We start from the raw sequence: 17866 nt of genomic DNA on the forward strand, positions 1-17866 counted from the left end.
ACAAAAAAACGCTATAATAAAACGGGCAAATACCAAGAGGGGATGAGGAAGAATGAAAGAGACAACAAGTGGAGGATTAGTGAAGGCTTTTCGTCTGATTTGGGCGGTCATTAAACTGAATCTTTTCTTCGTATTGTTTACAATGATGGGCGCAGTTTTGTTTGGGGTTGGTCCGGCATTTCAAACCATCAGTGATTTGATCGAAGAAGAGGGCTTATCTTACGAGGACCAAACGTTTAGGAAGGCCTTTCGCTGTTGGAAGCAAAACTTTTGGCGAGCCAACGCCCGTTTTTATTTATTTTTCGGTTTGCTAGCGATCGCAGCGTATAATTTGTATCTTTCCAGTCAGATTCAAGGACTACTGTGGCTGATGATCGACTTTTTGCTAGTAGTAGTAAGTGGTCTCTTGGTTTTACTGTATTTGTATAGTTTATTGTTTGAATCAATTTATGAAACCTCTTTATTGAATACGATCAAACTGGCATTTGTCAGTTTATTTCTAAATTTTGGCACCTTCGCTAAAGTCATTTTTGGTCTCGTAGGTATTTTGGTGTTTACTTGGAGCATGAAAGGATTGTTTTTATTTGGTACCTTCAGTTTGATCTTATTATGGGTCCATTCTGCTTCCCGGAAAGACCGTGCATTGATCGATGGAAAACTGCAATATGAATAAACGAATCTTAGCCCTTTTCAAGCGTGACTTCCTGATCAATCAATTGATGCAGCTTTATAGTGCCTTGTTGATTCTGATTTCGATTTTGATCATGTTAGGGTTGAGTGTCTATACGGGTGTGGATCGGTTTCGGATGAGTAATCGACTCGTCGATGCAACAAGCACGTATTTAGATACATATATCCAAGAGCGTAATACGATTGTTTCTGAAGTATTAGGAGAATTCACCAGTTCGGATGCCACCTTTGAATCATTGCGCAACTATTTACAGTTATCGATCGCCGATTATTTTTCCTATAGTAATGATATGTTTCGACAATCAGGACAAAATATTTATCTGCCGAATATCCTTTACCGTTTGATCAGCAGTCATCCTGACATTGAAGAAATCATCGTTCAATTGGATGAAAGCAAAGAATATTTAGTTGCTACACCAGACAGACCTTACGGAGAGAAACTGCGGGGCGACCAGATCCAATTGAAAAATCGCCTATATTTTGCGCGGTCGATCGCACAACCGAGTAATTTTGCGCAACCAATGGGACAAGTGTTTGTGGTGTTTAATGAAGAAAACGTATTAGCTAATCGTAGTGATGAAAATAGAGAACACGGTATCAAAAGTTTCATATACACAAGCAGTGGACAGCGTCTCTATAAAGATGCACCGAATCTGAATCAGGCGATGATCGACAAAATCGATCAAGCAATGGCCAATAATCAAAAAGAGATCGTGCCGAAATTGTCCCATGATTTTTACATAAAAAAACAAGGGAATATCAACGGAGAAATCACGCTGGTTTTACTAGATAAGCAAGTGATTTGGCGGGATGTCCTAAATTATACATTGTTGATTTTTGGTTGCGGTACGCTGATTCTTTTTGTGCTGCTATTGATTTTGCATCGTACGTTCAAGCGTTACACCCAGCAGGTCAAACAGATCGTTCAAGCAACCCAAAAAGTCAGTCACGGAGATTTTAATGAGCGTATTGATACCACGGGGGTTCAACAAGAATTAAAAACAATCGCCGAGGCGATCAATCAAATGACAGGCAGTATCAATGACTACATTGAGGACATCTATACCCTGGAAATCAAGCAGCGGGATGCGGATATGCGGGCATTGCAGGCTCAGATCAATCCTCATTTTTTATACAATACACTCGAATACATTCGGATGTACGCATTGAGCCGCCAGCAGGAAGAATTAGCGGATGTCGTATACGCTTTTTCGGCACTTTTGCGCAACAATACGACACAGGAAAAGATCAAAACATTGGCAGAAGAAGTGACGTTTTGTGAGAAATACGTTTACTTGTATCAAATGAGGTATCCGGATAAAATCGCCTATCACGTAACTATCGAAGAAGATCTGAAACATCTGCTCTTGCCTAAGTTCACTTTGCAACCTTTAGTAGAAAATTATTTTGTGCATGGAATCGACTATCAGCGAAATGATAATGCCATCAGTATCAAAGCCTTCCGACAAAATGGCAAGATTCTTTTGCAAGTACGGGACAACGGAAAAGGAGCAGATCCAGAGCAATTAGCGATGATCCGCCAAGAGCTTGCAGATGACCGAGTCGTCGTACAAACATCCATAGGCATGAAAAATGTTCATGAACGATTAAGGGGGATGTTTGGCGATCATTATCAGATGGAAGTTGAATCTGAAAAAAATCACGGATTCAAGATTTCCATTGCGATCGATGAGGAGATGTTGAATGATGAGTTTATATAAAGCCATGTTTGTGGACGATGAGTACATGATTCTAGAAGGCCTAAAGATGATCATTCCTTGGCAAGAATTAGGCTTTGAAGTCGTTCACACAGCTAAAAGCGCTTCTGAAGCGTTGGAATATTTAGAAACACAAGCCATTGATCTACTGATCACTGATATTCGCATGCCGGAAATGAATGGGATTGATATGATCGCTAAAGCACAGGCAAAAGGCAATACCTTTTTTTCCATCATCTTATCTGGTTACCAAGAATTTGCATTTGTGAAGCAAGGCATGCAGTTAGGAGTCCGAAATTATCTCGTTAAGCCAGTCAACAAGGTCGAACTCTATGAAAGTGTGCAGGCAATTGCGGAGGAACTGGCACATCAGCAACGAATCGATGAACAAAATGACTTGTATCGAGAATCCAGCTTGTTGCTTTGGCTGAATGATGAATTAAATGAAAGTGAGTACCACTTATTATTGGAACAGTCCACACAACCCATCCATCCGCCTTATACGATTCTACAGCTGACAGGGACACCTGAAATCTTAGAAAATGGGTTTCGTTTTTTTGTCGAAAAAGAACAGCCATTGCTACTGCCAGGACGATTGGGAGAGAATCAGTTGCTGATCGTTTTTTATGGTGAACGTCAACGTCTCTGGTGTCTGCTCAAAGAACTGTCAGCGATTCTAGCAGGAAATTGGCAATTGGTGGTCAGTGAAACGATCAATGAATGGGAAAACTTATACAAAGGGTATGAGAAAATCAAGCAAGTCCAATCACTGCAGACCTTTTATCCGGATTTGCTGCTTAATGAACAAATCATTCAAGTCGATATCTTAGACCGCAACGAAGCGCTACCTTTTCTCTCTTTCAATAAAGCATTGACGATCGGGGATACAAAAACCGTTCAAGATGAATTAGACAAAATCTTTTCAAGTCTCGAGGGGATGCAGGCTGACCCTGAGCATGTCCGTTACGTAGCCTTTCTATTATTCAATGATATTTACCGCCAGTTCCCTGTTTTGACTAGAGAAAATTATGATCGCATCATCACTCGGATTCGAGCATCGAATACGATCCAGGTACTGCGGCAACTCTTCAACGAGATTTTGCAGTTGGCCAAAGACCAGCCTCAGCAAAAGCGTTATTCTGAGATTGTTCAAAAAGCGGTTGGCATGATTGAAGAGCACTATACGCAAGAGCTGACGGTTAAATCGGCTGCCGAAGCTCTGCATGTTAGTGTAGTCTATCTGGGACAAGTGTTCAAAAAAGAAACGGAATTAAGCTTTAATCAATACGTCAATTTTATTCGGATCAAAAAAGCTCAGCAGCTTCTGCTGCATACGGGACAAACAATTAATGAGATTGCCGATGCGATCGGATACAATAATACGAATTATTTTTCAAAGATGTTCAAGAAATTGAATGGTCTGACGCCAAAAGAATTTCGAGAGAAGTATGAGCAAAGTTACGAATCACTGGATTGACCGCTTGAAGGGTTTTTTAGACAGATAAAAGAAATAGTAGTAATCTCTGAAACGGCAAGGTACACTAAGAGAGTCTAGAAAACTAAATTGGAAAAGAGAGTGATGTCGTGAAAAAAATTTGGCAAATCTTGTTAGGTACGTGTTTGATTGCGTTAGCAATTTCATTGCTGATCACTGCCCATCAGGGGTATGATACGATCAGTACATTTTTGCTGGGAATCTTGAATTATGTGTCTGTTCCGTTTTGGATCGCCAGTCTATGTTTTAATCTGGTCGTCTTATTGATCGTAGCTATTTTCGATCGCCAGGAGCTTGGAATCGGCAGTTATATCAATGGGATCGGTCTTGGTTTGCTGATTGGGATTTTTGAGCCGGTTATGGATAAGATTTTTGTTCATTTGCCATTCTATTCTTGGTTGGCGATTTTCATCGCCCCCATCTTGTTCGGCGTTGGGGCAGGGATCTATGTCTCTTCAAATCAAGGATCAGCAGCATTAGAAGCACTAACTGCGCTGATTTATAAACGTACAAAGCTGACCCAAAAGACGATCCGGATCGGCTTGGATGCAGCGATGGTCTTGATTGGCTTTGGTTTGGGTGCCAATGTCGGTATCGGTACATTGCTCTGTATCATCTTTATTGGACCAATTTTTGAAGCCACAGTCAAAATGCTGGCAGCACATTCCAACTAATCTGCTGTCTCGGAAAAGCGCAAGTATAATCCTTTTCGGACAACTTATTCAAAATAAAAGAACTGTTGGACAGAATTAGTACAACGACCAAGGATCTTCAGCCAGTAGAGATCTTCAATCGTTGTGTTTCAAAAAAAAAACGATATTTCCAGATTGCTGAAATCGGCAGGGGAGATTCGTTTTTTTTTATGATACTAGCACTTATCACCACTAGCTTTATTGAGATCTGACTTGCAATACCAGTAGGGAGCATTTTTCAACTGATAATACACCAAAAAAGAGAACATACTCTAGCAATTTGAATAGCATTTTCCATGGCGATTGTGAAAGTTCTCTTGCTATACTAAACAAATCTGGAGGAGGTAAAAATGAAAAATTATCAACGAACGATCATTGCTTGCTTTGCTGGGTATATTGTTCAAGCAATCATCAATAACTTTGCACCTTTATTATTTTTGACATTTCAAACACAGTATCAGATTCCGCTAAGTCAAATCACGCTTTTGGTTACATTTAATTTTCTAACGCAGCTGGGTGTGGACTTTGCAGCGATCTTTTTTGTCGATCGGATTGGTTATCGTATCTCGATTGTCGCGGCGCATTTTTTTGCGGCTGTAGGATTGATTGGGTTGGCTGTTTTTCCACTTATCTTTCCGACCCCTTTTACCGGTTTATTGACGGCAGTCTTCCTCTATGCAATTGGTGGCGGACTTCTGGAAGTATTAGTGAGCCCAATCGTCGAAGCTTGTCCAACCCCGAATAAAGAAAAAACCATGAGTATGCTGCATTCGTTTTATTGTTGGGGATATGTTGGGGTCGTCTTAGTCTCAACACTCTTTTTCTTTGTCTTCGGTATTGCTCGTTGGCCATTTCTTACATTGATCTGGGCTATTTTGCCGCTGGTCAATTTGGTTGTTTTTACTCAAGTTCCATTAGCACCAATCGTAGCAGAAGGCGAAGTAGGACTGAAGAATCGTGAACTGTTCTCATTGAAAAGCTTTTGGCTGTTTCTAGTCATGATGGTCTGTGCCGGGGCAAGTGAACAATCAGTTAGTCAATGGGCATCCACTTTTGCAGAGCAAGGACTTGGTGTGTCCAAAACGGTCGGTGATCTTGCGGGTCCAATGTTGTTTGCGATCATGATGGGACTTGCTCGTCTGTATTATGGGAAATTTGGCGAACGTATCGATCTACGGAAATTTATGTTTGCAAGCTTATTGCTATGCTTGGTGGCGTATTTGCTGATCGGGTTATCAAGTGTCCCAATTCTAGGCTTTATCGGTTGTGGATTGAGTGGATTTGCTGTCGGTATATTGTGGCCGGGAATTTTTAGTTTAACGACAAAATACATTCGTAATGGAGGTACAGCAATGTTTGCTTACCTAGCCTTAGCGGGTGATTTAGGTTGTTCATTGGGACCTTCATTGGTCGGTTTGTTGGCAGAAGGCAGCGACAAAGGTTTGCAGCAAGGAATTTTGGGAGCGGGGATCTTTCCTTTGATCTTGTTGCTTGCAGTTTTCTTAGTGAAACGAATGCACCAAAGGCGTACACAAGTTTTGGTTTCAACAGTAAATAAATAAAAGGGATAGCTGTTGAAAAGCAGCTGTTTTTTTGTGGTCCAAACGAATCACTCTAGCCAACAAAGCATCTATCCGCTATACTTTGATTTAGTCAAAAAAAGGAGCGTGAGTATTTGAAGAGTCAACTAAAGAAAGAAATCACTTTTTTCGGAGCACTTTCGACAGTCATGGGAACTGTGATTGGAGCCGGGGTGTTCTTTAAAGCGGCTGCAGTGGTCCAACATACGCAATCCTCTGGCTTAACATTGCTTGTGTGGTTGATTGCGGGCTGTTTGACGATCTGTGGCGGACTAACGGTAGCGGAGCTAGCAACAGCAATACCAGAAACTGGTGGTCCTATTCGTTACATTGAACGAATTTACGGGAAATTGCCTTCTTTCTTGCTAGGATGGGCTCAAAGCATTATTTATTTCCCTGCCAATATAGCAGCGTTGAGTATTATTTTTGCCACTCAGTGTTTGAATCTGTTTCATTTGCCCGCAAGTTATCTCTTGCCGCTATCGTTGATCACCGGTACCAGTGTTAGTTTGATCAATCTATTAGGGACAAAAACCGCCGCAGGCGTACAGTCATTTACATTATCAATCAAATTGATTCCCATCGCATTGATCGTTTTAGTGGGATTGATGACACCAGGACGAGTGTCAGTCTCGGTAATCAATTTTTCTACAACAAGTGATGGTTCGATCATCGCAGGAATCAGCAGTGCATTACTAGCGACTCTCTTCGCTTATGATGGCTGGTTAGGTGTTGGAAATATTGCTGGTGAAATGAAGCGGCCGGAAAAGGATCTTCCGAAAGCGATTATCTTTGGATTAAGTTTTGTAACCTTGGTTTATCTCCTGATCAATCTTGTTTTCTTGAAAACATTGCCCTTAGAACAGATTGCTGGAAACTTAAATAGTGCTTCAGAAACCGCATTGCAGTTATTTGGTGATTTTGGGGGCAAACTAGTGACGATTGGTATTTTGATTTCAGTTTATGGCGCACTCAATGGGTATACGATGACCGGATTGCGGGTGCCTTATGCCATGGCACTCGAGAATGAAGTTCCATTCAGTTCGACCTTTGTTAAATTAACAAATAAAACCAAGGCTCCTTATGCGGCGGTTTTTTTCCAATTGGCAATTGCGTGTTTAATGATGTTGTTGGGTAGTTTTGATCTCTTAACGGATATGTTGATTTTTGTGATGTGGTTTTTTAGTGTGTTATTGTTTGTAGGTGTGATCTTGTTAAGAAAAAAAGCACCTGAGCTCAATCGTCCATACAAGGTTCCGTTGTACCCGATCACACCGATCATTGCTCTTTTAGGGGGCGGATTCATTTTAATAATGACGATACTTACGGCCCCTGTGCTTGCATTGATCGGTATTTTGATCACCTGTTTAGGGATTCCAGTCTTTTATTTCCAACAGAGAGGAGCAAAAAAATGAAAATTGTTGTTTTAGACGGCTATGCGTTGAATCCAGGAGATTTAGATTGGCAGCCATTAGCTGGATTAGGGGAAATCACGATTTATGATCGCACTTCCTATACAGATACGAAGGAGATCATTGAGCGAATCGGCAAAGCAACGGCTGTTTTTACGAACAAAACGCCCCTTACAAAGGAAATACTACAAGCATGCCCTAACATCGATTATATCGGCGTGCTGGCAACTGGCTACAATGTTGTGGATTTACAAGCTGCAGCATCTCAAGGGATTACCGTCACAAATATTCCCAGCTATAGTACGAATTCAGTAGCGCAAGCTACATTTGCTTTATTACTTGAGGTAACGAATCAAGTAGGGCGGCACAACCAATCCGTCCATCAAGGAGATTGGCAAAACAGTCCCGATTTCTCTTATTGGCAAACGCCACTGACTGAAATTGCCAACAAGACGATCGGTTTGATCGGCTATGGTGCGATTGCTCAGGCAGTCGCTGAAATTGCTCATGCGTTTCAAATGAAGGTCATCTATTACAATCATCGACCAAAAACGCCGCAGGCTGAATGGGCAGAACAAGTTTCGTTGGAGAGACTCTTTCAACAAGCAGATGTGATCAGTCTCCATGTACCGCAATTTCCCGATACTGAGAGGATGATTGACGCCCGTGCATTGTCTCAAATGAAAAAGGATGTTATCTTGATCAACACTGCTCGCGGTGGATTACTAGATGAACAAGCGGTAGCAGAAGCGTTGTCATCTGGACAAGTTGCTGCTCTGGCAGCTGATGTCGTTTCGAAAGAACCAATCACGGCTGACAATCCATTGTTGCATGCGCCTAACTGCTATTTGACGCCGCATATTGCGTGGGCACCATTAGAGACCCGGCAACGATTGCTAGCTATCGCTGTCTCAAATTATAAGCATTTCTTAGAGAATCAACCAGTCAACGTAGTATCTGAGTAGTGACGAGTATATTGCCGACAATTGGTACTCCAGGTTGATTCTTCATCACAAATTTTGAAAAAAACAGCGAATGCTGATTAGAAAGTTTTCTTTTAAAAAGTTTCCCTCAAAGGAGTGGAAACTTTTTTTGTTTGGTCACACTAAAAGTAACGGCGAATGAATAAAACGATCTGCTAGGGGCAAGGAAGTTGAAGGGACACTTTATTTTTTCTTATTGGATTTTATTTGTGTAAAAAATCCCTTGCATTCAACAGGAGAATCGGTATAATTGGAAATAAGTTAGGCATACCTAAAAAATAAATAAACGATACTTTAACATAAATGTAAAGGAGCGCAAACTATGATCACATTTTCAAAAATTTCCGCCAGCTATGATGGGAAAAATCAAGCTGTCTCTGGAGTATCTTTCTGTGTTGATAAGCCGGCCATTGTAGGGATCATCGGACCGAATGGTGCGGGAAAATCTACCTTCATCAAAGCTGCACTGCAGCTGATCCCTTCTGAAGGACATGTCACATCGAATGGAATGGCACTCAATAAGTTCCAAAAAAAGATAGCCTACGTGGAACAAAAGACTGCAGTCGATTATACATTTCCGATTACAGTAAAAGAAGTGGTGTCATTAGGACTCTATCCGCAGCTTTCTCTGTTTCAACGAATAACGGCCAAAGATTGGCAGAAAGTCGCCGCTGCATTGGAGTCTGTCCAAATGGCTGACTTTGCTGAACGGCAGATCGGCGAACTATCTGGCGGTCAGTCCCAAAGAGTATTGATCGCTCGCACATTACTGCAAGAAGCGGAATTTATTTTTTTAGATGAACCATTTGTAGGAATCGATGCGATGAGTGAAGCAATTATTGTAGGACTTCTGCGTGAATTTCGCCAACAAGGAAAGACAATTTTTATTGTTCATCATGATTTAGGCAAAGTGACTGAATACTTCGATGAACTAGTGATGATGAATCAGCATTTAATCGCATATGGTCCGACGACGACTGTTTTTACTGAAACAAATTTGAAAGAAACATTCGGCGATACGATCATCGTGAAAGGAGGGGCTTAAGATGATTAGTCAGTTTATTGATGGATTAGTTCATTACCATTTTCTGCAAAATGCCTTGATCACCGCCGTAGCGATCGGTGTTGTTGCAGGGGTGATTGGTTGTTTTATTATTTTGCGGGGAATGTCATTGATGGGAGATGCCATTTCTCACGCCGTACTTCCCGGAGTAGCATTATCCTATATTTTAGGGGTGAACTTTTTTGTCGGAGCAATTTTCTTTGGTGTTCTTGCATCGATCATTATCACCTATATTTCTAACAATAGTTTGATCAAAAGTGATACGGCGATCGGGATCACCTTCAGCTCCTTTTTAGCTTTGGGAGTTATCTTGATTGGCGTAGCTAACAGTTCTACGGATTTGTTTCATATCTTATTCGGAAATGTGCTCGCAGTCCAAGAGGGGGATAAATGGGTCACGATTGCGATTGCTTTACTGGTCATTGCACTGATTATGATCTTCTTTCGGCCATTGCTGATCACTTCTTTTGATCCGATGATGGCAAAAGCTTTTGGAATGAATGTACAGGTATATCATTACTTGTTGATGCTGCTTTTGACATTAGTTTCCGTTACTGCGATGCAAAGTGTCGGTACGATCTTGATTGTAGCTTTGCTGGTTACGCCAGCAGCAACTGCTTATTTATTTACAAAACGCCTTAGCCATATGATGGTGATTGCAGGGATTCTAGGCGGTGCTTCTTCTGTGATTGGGTTATTTATCGGTTATTCCTTTAATATTGCAGCCGGATCAAGCATTGTCCTCACTGCAGCTGTTTTGTTTGTCTTAGGATTTCTCTTTTCACCAAAACAACAAACGAGTCCTGCCAAACGCTGGCTGACCACGGCAATGGTTTCTGCTGCCGCTGTTGCAGGAGGATTCTTGATTTATCAGCAAGCAGAGCAGGCGGCAACCGTTGATGACAAATTAAATGTTGTAGTGACCAATTCGATTTTAGCAGATATGACCAAAAACATCGCCGGGGACAAAATCAATCTCCACAGCATCGTTCCTGTAGGGCGTGACCCTCATGAATATGAACCACTGTCAGAAGATGTCCAAAAAGCCACTGATGCAGACATTCTATTTTATAATGGCTTGAATTTAGAGACGGGCGGCAACGGCTGGTTTACTAAATTAATGAACAACGCCAACAAAAAAGCGGGTGAAGATTATTTTGCCGTCAGTGATGGCGTGGAAGTCCTGTATCTATCGGATGATGCTGATCATACAAAGGCAGATCCTCATGCATGGCTTAATTTGGAAAATGGGATGATCTATGCGCGAAATATCGCCCAACAATTGAGTAAGAAAGATCCTGCAAATCAGGGGGTCTATCAAGAAAACTTGGAACACTATCTGCAGCAGCTTTCCGAATTAGACCAACAAGCGAAAGATAATTTTGCTTCAATTCCTGAAGAAAAGAAATTGATCGTGACAAGTGAAGGCGCCTTTAAGTACTTTTCGAAGGCCTATGGTGTGCCATCCGCTTATATCTGGGAAATCAACACCGAAGAAGAAGGAACGCCTGCTCAGATCAAGAATTTAGTCGACCAATTGCAAGCATCGGCAGTTCCTTCATTGTTTGTCGAGAGTAGCGTTAATACTCGCCCAATGCAAAGCGTGTCTCGGGATTCAGGTATTCCGATCTACGGCACTGTCTTTACAGACTCCATCGCTGAACCTGGACAAGATGGCGATAGTTATTATGCGATGATGAAGTGGAATTTGGAGACGATCTATAACGGATTACGCCAATAACGAAAACAAGCTCTTAAGTATCCTAACTATCCAAATGAAGATAGGAGGATCACTTAAGAGCTTGTTTTAGGCTACAGCATGTTTTTCGGCGGGCACGAGATGATAGTATGTGATTTCTGGCGGCACAGCAAAGCGCGCTGGAATCGCCGTGGTCCCCACACCATTGGACACACTTAGAAGTGTGTTCGCGGCCAAAAGATAGAGACCATCTGTGTATTTGAGGGCGCCTTTCGTTTTCGCACGATAAAAGGGCACACGAATCTGGCCCCCATGGCTGTGACCGGATAGAACGAGATCATAGTCACGAATGTTGTCTACTCGAGAGACATAGTCAGGTTCATGGATCAAGAGAATCTGCCATTCTGCTAATGTTGGCTCGTAATGGTAGTGGGCACTTTTGCTTGCACTATCGATCCCTACGATATTCATCGAGGTTTTCTCATCAGAGCCAAATACAGATTCATTGTCCAACAAGGTGAAATTGGCGTTTTCATACACTTCATTCACAAAATATTGCCCATCATTCAAATGATCATGATTTCCTAACACAGCGATTTTCCCCATTGGCGCATTCAATTTCTTTAACTTTTCAATGAGGCGGCTGGTTGAACGGTGAGGCCACTTACGGTAATTGTCGATCAAGTCACCCGTGATGATGATCAAATCAGGTTTGTTTAAGATCGTGGAACGGATGATACGATTGATGCGTTGCGGTTTGAACCAACGAGAAAAGTGTAGATCACTGATATGTGCGACTACTACATTCTGTTCATTTTGATAAAGATCATAGGCTTTGGAAATATCAAGGACCGTTTGCTTTTCTTTTTTGATCAAATAATGCCGCTGTTTTAATCGGCGCGGCTCAATAATAAAGGCGTAAAAAAGCAAGCCCACAAGGAAGGAAAAGATAAAAATGAAGGTCAGCATAGCGGGTCTCCTTTTTTGTTTAGCTAACTAATAGCATAGTAGATTCACCCCAAAAAAGCAATCAAACAAAAGACATTCAGTAAAAAATTTTTTCCTTTTTTTTATTGATTTTCAAAATATAAAAAAACAAATCCTCTTTTTCTATTGTTTTTGTTTAACGATGAAAATATCCAGCTTAGATAACAAGAGCAGCAGTCAAGCACATCTTAAATAATAGGCGAAGGGCTCCTGCATTGCAGAAGCCCTTTGTAGGAAGTCTAAGTGTTCATGTCCGCGTCCTTTTCCACTAGGCATGGATCTTAAATGTTGGCAAATCAGTTTCAATGTCAGCGTGGAATCAAGTTTTAGGTTCCGCAAAAATCATTTGTTTCGCAGTCGTTGTAATCGGCGTCCTTTCTTTGAAGGAATCAATGCAGTCAAACAATCATAAGGAGTGGTGATCAGTCGCCAAGCAACTGCTTTACTAGAGGCAAACTGATAATTTCGCTTAAACAAAAGATGCCCGCTGATCAAGGCAAAAATAACCGCTGCAATCATGATCCATTGATCATCGAATGTTGTAAAATGATGAATCGCTGTGATCAAGAAAGGGTAGCTGTAAAAGTACACGGCTGTAAAAATAAAGGTCAAGTTTCTTGTCAACTGCCTGAGAGTGAGCAGAAAGAAAAGCGCTGAAAGCAACAAACCAAGAGGAGGAAAGAGTGTCACTAGAAACGAATAGACAACTCCCCAGAGAATCATTCCAGGACCTTTGACTAGTGCTGCAATGACAAAAACAAATAAAAGAAATAAGAGCTGTTGGGTAAATGTGGCTACAGTCACTAAACTAAATAGAATCAGTAAGAACCAGTGAGAAAATGTCGCGGTTTGATCTTTGGCAATCGGCTTTTGCTGCAATTTAAGCCAGTTAGCAAAACTTGGGAAATCTTTTTGGAAGTTTTGTTGAAAATCCCCGTTAAATTGTTGATGAGCATTTTGCTGACGATAATAGTGATAGCGTTGCCGTAAAGTACATTTTGTAAATGGTTTTGATTTTTCCATCTTTTCACCTCCGAATCTGATGGATCATAGGTCTATTATAATCGACTGGCTTTTTTTCTCCCTCCACCTTTGGGCTGATTTTTCTTGATTGCTGAAAACTTTCTTTAGCAAATGAAAAAACAAGAAGGATTCGTTTCTTAAAGCCGCAAAATATGCTAGAGTATAGAGGAAACAAGGAGGAAGTTTTATGATTTTTGATTCACATACGCATTTAAATGCAGAACAATTTAATGAAGAGATTCCCGAAACGATTGCCAGAGCTCACGAGCTAGGAGTAACGAAAATGGCAGTTGTCGGATTTGATCAACCTACGATTGAAAAGTCATTGGCATTAAGTCAAGAATATGATGGGATATACAGTATCATTGGATGGCATCCAACAGAAGCGGGATCTTACACAAAAGAGATTGAGGCATTCATCCAAGAGCGCCTGACACAACCCAAAGTTGTAGCTTTAGGAGAAATTGGATTGGACTATCATTGGATGGAAGATCCAAAAGAGGTACAATCGGCTGTCTTTCGTCGGCAAATCGCGATCGCTAAAGAGATGCATTTACCTATCAGTATTCATACCCGAGAAGCGATCGAAGACACGTACCAGATTTTAAAAGAAGAAAAAATCACTGATATCGGCGGCATCATGCATAGTTTCAGTGGTGATGGCGAATGGGCAAAGCGCTTTTTGGATCTAGGTATGCACATTTCATTTAGTGGTGTAGTGACCTTCAAAAAGGTGTTGGATGTCCAAGAAGCTGCGCAAGTGGTTCCGATCGATCGTCTATTAGTGGAAACTGATGCACCTTATCTTGCGCCAATGCCTTACCGAGGAAAACGTAATGAACCAGGGTATACCCGCTATGTAGTCGAAAAAATCGCGGAACTGCGTCAGATGTCTTTTGAGGAAGTCGCCAAGCAAACGTATATCAATGCTGAGAAGTTGTTCAACCTTTATGAAGGATAGATGGAGAATCGAAGAGATCATTGTCGTCGAAGGGAAAGACGATACGCGCCGATTGCAAGAAGTGTTTGATGTCGATACGATTGAAACGATCGGATCAGCGATTGACGAAACCATCTTAAGTCAAATTGAACATGCCCAAGAGACTCGTGGCGTGATCGTTTTTACAGACCCTGATTTTTCAGGTGAAAAAATTCGTAAAATCATAATGGAAGCTGTCCCGGCTGCCCAACATGCCTTTTTGCCTCGAAGCCAAGCTGCACCAAAGAAAAAGGGCAGTTTAGGAGTGGAACACGCTAGTGATGAAGCGCTTAGAGAAGCACTTCGCAAAGTCGTCACGCCAGTCAGTCAGCAAGATGAAGACGAGAGTGAGAAAATTTCTCGTCAAGTTTTAGCAAGCTATGGGCTGATTGCTGGTGAGCAAGCACGAGCAAAACGGGAAAAACTCGGAGATGTTTTACGAATCGGTTATACGAATGCCAAACAGTTGGAAAAACGTCTTGCCATGTTTCGTATTACTGAAACAGAATTGGCTGAAGCAATGAAGATAGTGGAGGAAGAATTGTGAAAGAACAAAGGGATATTGCAACCCCATCAAGAACGAAAGAAATATTAGCAAAACATGGCTTTACCTTCAAAAAGAGCCTGGGGCAGAATTTCTTGACTGAACCTAATATTTTGCGCAAAATCGTTGCGACTGCTGCAATCGATGATCAAACAAATGTGATAGAAGTCGGACCGGGGATCGGCGCTCTGACCGAGCAATTGGCGAAACATGCGCGTCAAGTCCTGGCTTTTGAGATTGATGACCGTTTGATTCCAGTTTTACAAGATACATTGGCTCCTTATTCGAACATTCAAGTGATTCATCAAGATGTTTTACAAGCAGACTTGTCTACAATGATCAGAGAAGCTTTTACCGATGAACGGCCAATCAAAGTCGTAGCGAATCTTCCTTACTATATTACGACGCCGATCATGATGCATTTCTTAGAATCACAGGCACCAATCCAAGAAATGGTTGTCATGATGCAAAAAGAAGTGGCTGACCGTATTTCAGCTGTTCCAGGAACGAAAGCGTATGGCTCTTTATCGATCGCTGTCCAATACTACATGGAAGCAGAGCTTGCTTTTATTGTCCCTAAGACGGTTTTTGTGCCCCAACCAAATGTGGATTCCGCAATCTTGAAGCTGACTCGTCGTGCAACTCCTGCGGTTGAAGTAACAGATGAAAAAGAATTCTTCAAGTTGACGAAGGCGGCCTTCCAATTACGACGGAAAACGTTGTGGAATAACCTGCAGAATTCCTATGGAAAAGATGAAAAAACGAAAGAATGGCTTAAAGCGAGTTTAGCTACCAGTGAAATTGATCCAACTCGTCGCGGAGAGACATTGTCATTAGCAGAATTCGCACGTTTGAGCAATGAAATGCTGGCGCACAAAAAGGGACTTGAAATAAATGAATAATGAAACAGCAGGGGCTGTGGCATAAGTGAGGCAACAAACTGAATATCTGAAGGAAAGGGGAAAGGACCTATTCCAACCGTATCGTTGGTTCAAGGGGCACTTTTAACAGAATTCGCTACCTTATCTCCTTCAGGTATTTTTGTCTGTTCATACTTAGGTCATCGTCCTGTTTTTTGTGTCTTGACACCTTGGTGTTTTCAAGCTACAATGAGCGAGATAAATGTGTCAAGACACATTGAAGGAGGAATTATTCATGAAGAAACATTCAGTACGTCATTTAACGATTGCAGCACTTTTGATTGGTATGGGAATCGTTATTCCAATGGTGATGCCCAAGATCGTCATCGGGCCGGCTTCCTTTACTTTAGCTAGCCATGTGCCATTGTTTGTGGCGATGTTCTTTTCACCAGGGATGGCGATAGCAGTAGCTTTAGGTACCACATTTGGCTTTTTTATCACATTACCGCCGATCATTGCTTTGCGGGCATTGTCACACGTTGTTTTTGCCGTGATCGGGGCATTTTATTTACAAAAAAATCCAAGTATTTTATTAAAGAACGGCAAGCCAACATTATTCAATGCTCGTTTTCAAGCCTTTAATCTTGTGATTGGCCTTATCCATTCTATTGTGGAAATGCTTGTTGTAGCTGTTTTCTATTTTACCGGCAATGTACCAGGCACCGCGTTTGATGGCAATTTTTACTACTTCTTGTTTGTCTTGATGGGTATCGGTGGCTTGATCCATAGTTTGATAGATTATAATTTAGCCTATTTTGTTGCAGGAGCACTAAGCAAACAGTTCGATATTCGTTCCTTTTCAAGCGCAAAAAAACTATTACTAGGAAAAAAGAAACAAGTCCTTTCTTGATTTAGACAACAAATACAAAGCGTAATGGTAAATGCTAAGGGAACTTTCTCCATGTTCTCTTAGCTTCTTTTTATGCTCATTTAGGGATGGTCTAAATCATTGGATTCAACGCTTTGAGAAGCATTGTTTTCCTAAATTATGGTTCTAAAACATAAATTCTTTTCGTTCCTTTGACATTCAAGGTATAATAGTCAAAGAAGAAAGGAGTAAACTGATGAAAAAGAAAAGCATTCGTTTGCTTTTAGGTCTGCTCACCTTTAGTTTGTTCTTTATCTTGCTTTTCTATGATAAAGCTGGAGCAACTCCTTATGTGAAGAAGCAAGAACAAGCGGCACAATCGGTGACTTCGATATCAGGACTGGATCTGACTGCAGAAAAAGAAGAGCCCGTGATTCGATTAGATGTACCATTGGAAAGCCAATTTGATCCAGAATATTTAGGGAATGGCTGTGAAGTCACTGCTTTATCCATGCTGTTGAATTTCTACGGATATGATACAAATAAAAATGAGCTGGCTGCCAAATTAGACTATGTCCCTGTTTACGCAGATGAAACTCATCGAGGAGACCCACGAGAAGGTTTTGTAGGGAATATTTATGGCGGCGATGGAGCAATGGGGGTTGCGGTAGAACCAATCGCCAAAGTTGCGAGCCAGATGGTAGGGGCATCCTATCAAGTGGTAAGTGGTCGAGGCAAATCTTTTGATGAGATTATTGAAGTTTTGGAGCAGGGCACGCCTATCTGGATGATTGCTACCCTTGAATTGCAAGTACCAACCAATGCTGATTTTTTTGAGTGGCCGACGCAATCGGGAATGATCTACGAAACGACATTGATCCATTCCGTTGTTATTACTGGAATAGATGGAGACAAAATGTATGTCAACGATCCTTATGGCTACAAGGATCGTGAAGTTTCACGAGATGATCTGCAAGAAATCTATGAACAAATGGATCAACAATATCTCTATCTTTCAGAGAAATAAGCCAAAGTCTTAAAAGCGGATTGACATTGAATGGAAGAACGATTATAATTCTTAGAAATTACAAATAGAGATGAAACGTTGAAGAGAAGAGTAAGCGCTACGTTGAAGGTACAGAGACTCCGGTTGGTGAAAAAGGAGACATGAGACAGGCGTTGAAGATGAGCTCTGAGTTTTTATTTGGTTCACGCCAAATAGACGGTATGCGCTCGATAACGCGCCAAGTATCATTGGTACTGTTGAGGTGCA

The 17866-nt window shown here is 41.4% G+C and carries 16 protein-coding genes; 14 read left to right on the plus strand and 2 right to left on the minus strand.

The window, feature by feature from the left end; all coding sequences use genetic code 11:
• Positions 1–52 precede the first annotated feature (52 nt).
• The 9 genes from ACTFWY_RS12220 to ACTFWY_RS12260 all read left to right on the plus strand — a co-directional run bounded on the left by ACTFWY_RS12220 (position 53) and on the right by ACTFWY_RS12260 (position 11374).
• Positions 53–673, plus strand: a complete 621-nt coding sequence (locus ACTFWY_RS12220; protein ID WP_003125957.1) for a YesL family protein — start codon at positions 53–55, stop codon at positions 671–673.
• Positions 666–2411, plus strand: coding sequence for a sensor histidine kinase (locus ACTFWY_RS12225; RefSeq protein ID WP_003125959.1), 1746 nt, complete (start codon positions 666–668; stop codon positions 2409–2411). The genes ACTFWY_RS12220 and ACTFWY_RS12225 overlap by 8 nt, the downstream gene beginning before the upstream one ends.
• Positions 2395–3885 carry a response regulator transcription factor gene (locus ACTFWY_RS12230; protein WP_176333019.1) on the plus strand — a complete coding sequence of 497 codons (1491 nt, stop codon included), beginning with the start codon at positions 2395–2397 and terminating at the stop codon, positions 3883–3885. The genes ACTFWY_RS12225 and ACTFWY_RS12230 overlap by 17 nt, the downstream gene beginning before the upstream one ends.
• Before the next feature lie 107 nt (positions 3886–3992).
• Entirely contained in the window at positions 3993–4577 is a 585-nt protein-coding gene (locus ACTFWY_RS12235; RefSeq protein WP_003125961.1) for a YczE/YyaS/YitT family protein, read from the plus strand.
• A gap of 368 nt (positions 4578–4945) precedes the next feature.
• Positions 4946–6157, plus strand: a complete 1212-nt coding sequence (locus ACTFWY_RS12240; protein ID WP_029486566.1) for an MFS transporter — start codon at positions 4946–4948, stop codon at positions 6155–6157.
• A gap of 113 nt (positions 6158–6270) precedes the next feature.
• Positions 6271–7590, plus strand: a complete 1320-nt coding sequence (locus tag ACTFWY_RS12245) for an APC family permease (RefSeq protein WP_081131484.1) — start codon at positions 6271–6273, stop codon at positions 7588–7590.
• The gene (locus tag ACTFWY_RS12250; protein ID WP_113849478.1) at positions 7587–8552 is read left to right on the plus strand and encodes a D-2-hydroxyacid dehydrogenase; all 966 of its coding nucleotides are present in this window, start codon (positions 7587–7589) and stop codon (positions 8550–8552) included. The genes ACTFWY_RS12245 and ACTFWY_RS12250 overlap by 4 nt, the downstream gene beginning before the upstream one ends.
• A gap of 340 nt (positions 8553–8892) precedes the next feature.
• Positions 8893–9615, plus strand: a complete 723-nt coding sequence (locus tag ACTFWY_RS12255) for a metal ABC transporter ATP-binding protein (protein ID WP_439926976.1) — start codon at positions 8893–8895, stop codon at positions 9613–9615.
• A 1-nt stretch (position 9616) separates the two neighbouring features.
• Positions 9617–11374, plus strand: a complete 1758-nt coding sequence (locus ACTFWY_RS12260) for a metal ABC transporter solute-binding protein, Zn/Mn family (protein ID WP_081131482.1) — start codon at positions 9617–9619, stop codon at positions 11372–11374.
• Between the two features lie 66 nt (positions 11375–11440).
• Here ACTFWY_RS12260 and ACTFWY_RS12265 read toward each other — a convergent pair whose 3' ends face one another.
• Together ACTFWY_RS12265 and ACTFWY_RS12270 are read right to left on the minus strand one after the other, a co-directional pair.
• On the minus strand, positions 11441–12301 hold the full coding sequence (locus ACTFWY_RS12265; RefSeq protein ID WP_005470881.1) for a metallophosphoesterase: 861 nt from the start codon (positions 12299–12301) through the stop codon (positions 11441–11443).
• 360 nt (positions 12302–12661) lie between these two features.
• Positions 12662–13342, minus strand: coding sequence for a hypothetical protein (locus tag ACTFWY_RS12270; protein WP_252711473.1), 681 nt, complete (start codon positions 13340–13342; stop codon positions 12662–12664).
• A gap of 187 nt (positions 13343–13529) precedes the next feature.
• On the opposite strand from ACTFWY_RS12270, the gene ACTFWY_RS12275 reads away from it, so the two are divergent.
• From ACTFWY_RS12275 to ACTFWY_RS12295, 5 genes are all read left to right on the plus strand, one after another.
• A complete protein-coding gene (locus ACTFWY_RS12275; RefSeq protein WP_423118834.1) occupies positions 13530–14303 on the plus strand; it encodes a TatD family hydrolase in 774 nt (257 codons plus the stop codon).
• Positions 14293–14868 (plus strand): ribonuclease M5, encoded by a 576-nt coding sequence (rnmV, locus tag ACTFWY_RS12280; protein ID WP_005470883.1) that lies wholly within the window; start codon positions 14293–14295, stop codon positions 14866–14868. The genes ACTFWY_RS12275 and rnmV overlap by 11 nt, the downstream gene beginning before the upstream one ends.
• Positions 14865–15767 carry a 16S rRNA (adenine(1518)-N(6)/adenine(1519)-N(6))-dimethyltransferase RsmA gene (gene rsmA, locus ACTFWY_RS12285; RefSeq protein ID WP_423118833.1) on the plus strand — a complete coding sequence of 301 codons (903 nt, stop codon included), beginning with the start codon at positions 14865–14867 and terminating at the stop codon, positions 15765–15767. The genes rnmV and rsmA overlap by 4 nt, the downstream gene beginning before the upstream one ends.
• A 253-nt stretch (positions 15768–16020) precedes the next feature.
• Positions 16021–16635 carry a hypothetical protein gene (locus ACTFWY_RS12290; RefSeq protein WP_003125974.1) on the plus strand — a complete coding sequence of 205 codons (615 nt, stop codon included), beginning with the start codon at positions 16021–16023 and terminating at the stop codon, positions 16633–16635.
• 214 nt (positions 16636–16849) lie between these two features.
• Complete coding sequence (locus tag ACTFWY_RS12295; RefSeq protein ID WP_373368121.1) at positions 16850–17620, plus strand: C39 family peptidase; 771 nt, start codon at positions 16850–16852, stop codon at positions 17618–17620.
• The last annotated feature ends 246 nt before the right edge of the window (positions 17621–17866 follow it).

It is taken from the genome of Enterococcus sp. 125944, from assembly GCF_051909435.1.
GTDB lineage: Bacteria > Bacillota > Bacilli > Lactobacillales > Enterococcaceae > Enterococcus_D > Enterococcus_D gallinarum.

Coding starts and splice junctions, on each gene's coding strand:
- ACTFWY_RS12220 (WP_003125957.1), top strand. CDS start 53: ATGAAAGAGACAACAAGTGGAGGATTAGTGAAGGCTTTTCGTCTGATT.
- ACTFWY_RS12225 (WP_003125959.1), top strand. CDS start 666: ATGAATAAACGAATCTTAGCCCTTTTCAAGCGTGACTTCCTGATCAAT.
- ACTFWY_RS12230 (WP_176333019.1), top strand. CDS start 2,395: ATGATGAGTTTATATAAAGCCATGTTTGTGGACGATGAGTACATGATT.
- ACTFWY_RS12240 (WP_029486566.1), top strand. CDS start 4,946: ATGAAAAATTATCAACGAACGATCATTGCTTGCTTTGCTGGGTATATT.
- ACTFWY_RS12250 (WP_113849478.1), top strand. CDS start 7,587: ATGAAAATTGTTGTTTTAGACGGCTATGCGTTGAATCCAGGAGATTTA.
- ACTFWY_RS12255 (WP_439926976.1), top strand. CDS start 8,893: ATGATCACATTTTCAAAAATTTCCGCCAGCTATGATGGGAAAAATCAA.
- ACTFWY_RS12260 (WP_081131482.1), top strand. CDS start 9,617: ATGATTAGTCAGTTTATTGATGGATTAGTTCATTACCATTTTCTGCAA.
- ACTFWY_RS12265 (WP_005470881.1), bottom strand. CDS start 12,301: ATGCTGACCTTCATTTTTATCTTTTCCTTCCTTGTGGGCTTGCTTTTT.
- ACTFWY_RS12270 (WP_252711473.1), bottom strand. CDS start 13,342: ATGGAAAAATCAAAACCATTTACAAAATGTACTTTACGGCAACGCTAT.
- ACTFWY_RS12275 (WP_423118834.1), top strand. CDS start 13,530: ATGATTTTTGATTCACATACGCATTTAAATGCAGAACAATTTAATGAA.
- rnmV (WP_005470883.1), top strand. CDS start 14,293: ATGAAGGATAGATGGAGAATCGAAGAGATCATTGTCGTCGAAGGGAAA.
- ACTFWY_RS12290 (WP_003125974.1), top strand. CDS start 16,021: ATGAAGAAACATTCAGTACGTCATTTAACGATTGCAGCACTTTTGATT.
- ACTFWY_RS12295 (WP_373368121.1), top strand. CDS start 16,850: ATGAAAAAGAAAAGCATTCGTTTGCTTTTAGGTCTGCTCACCTTTAGT.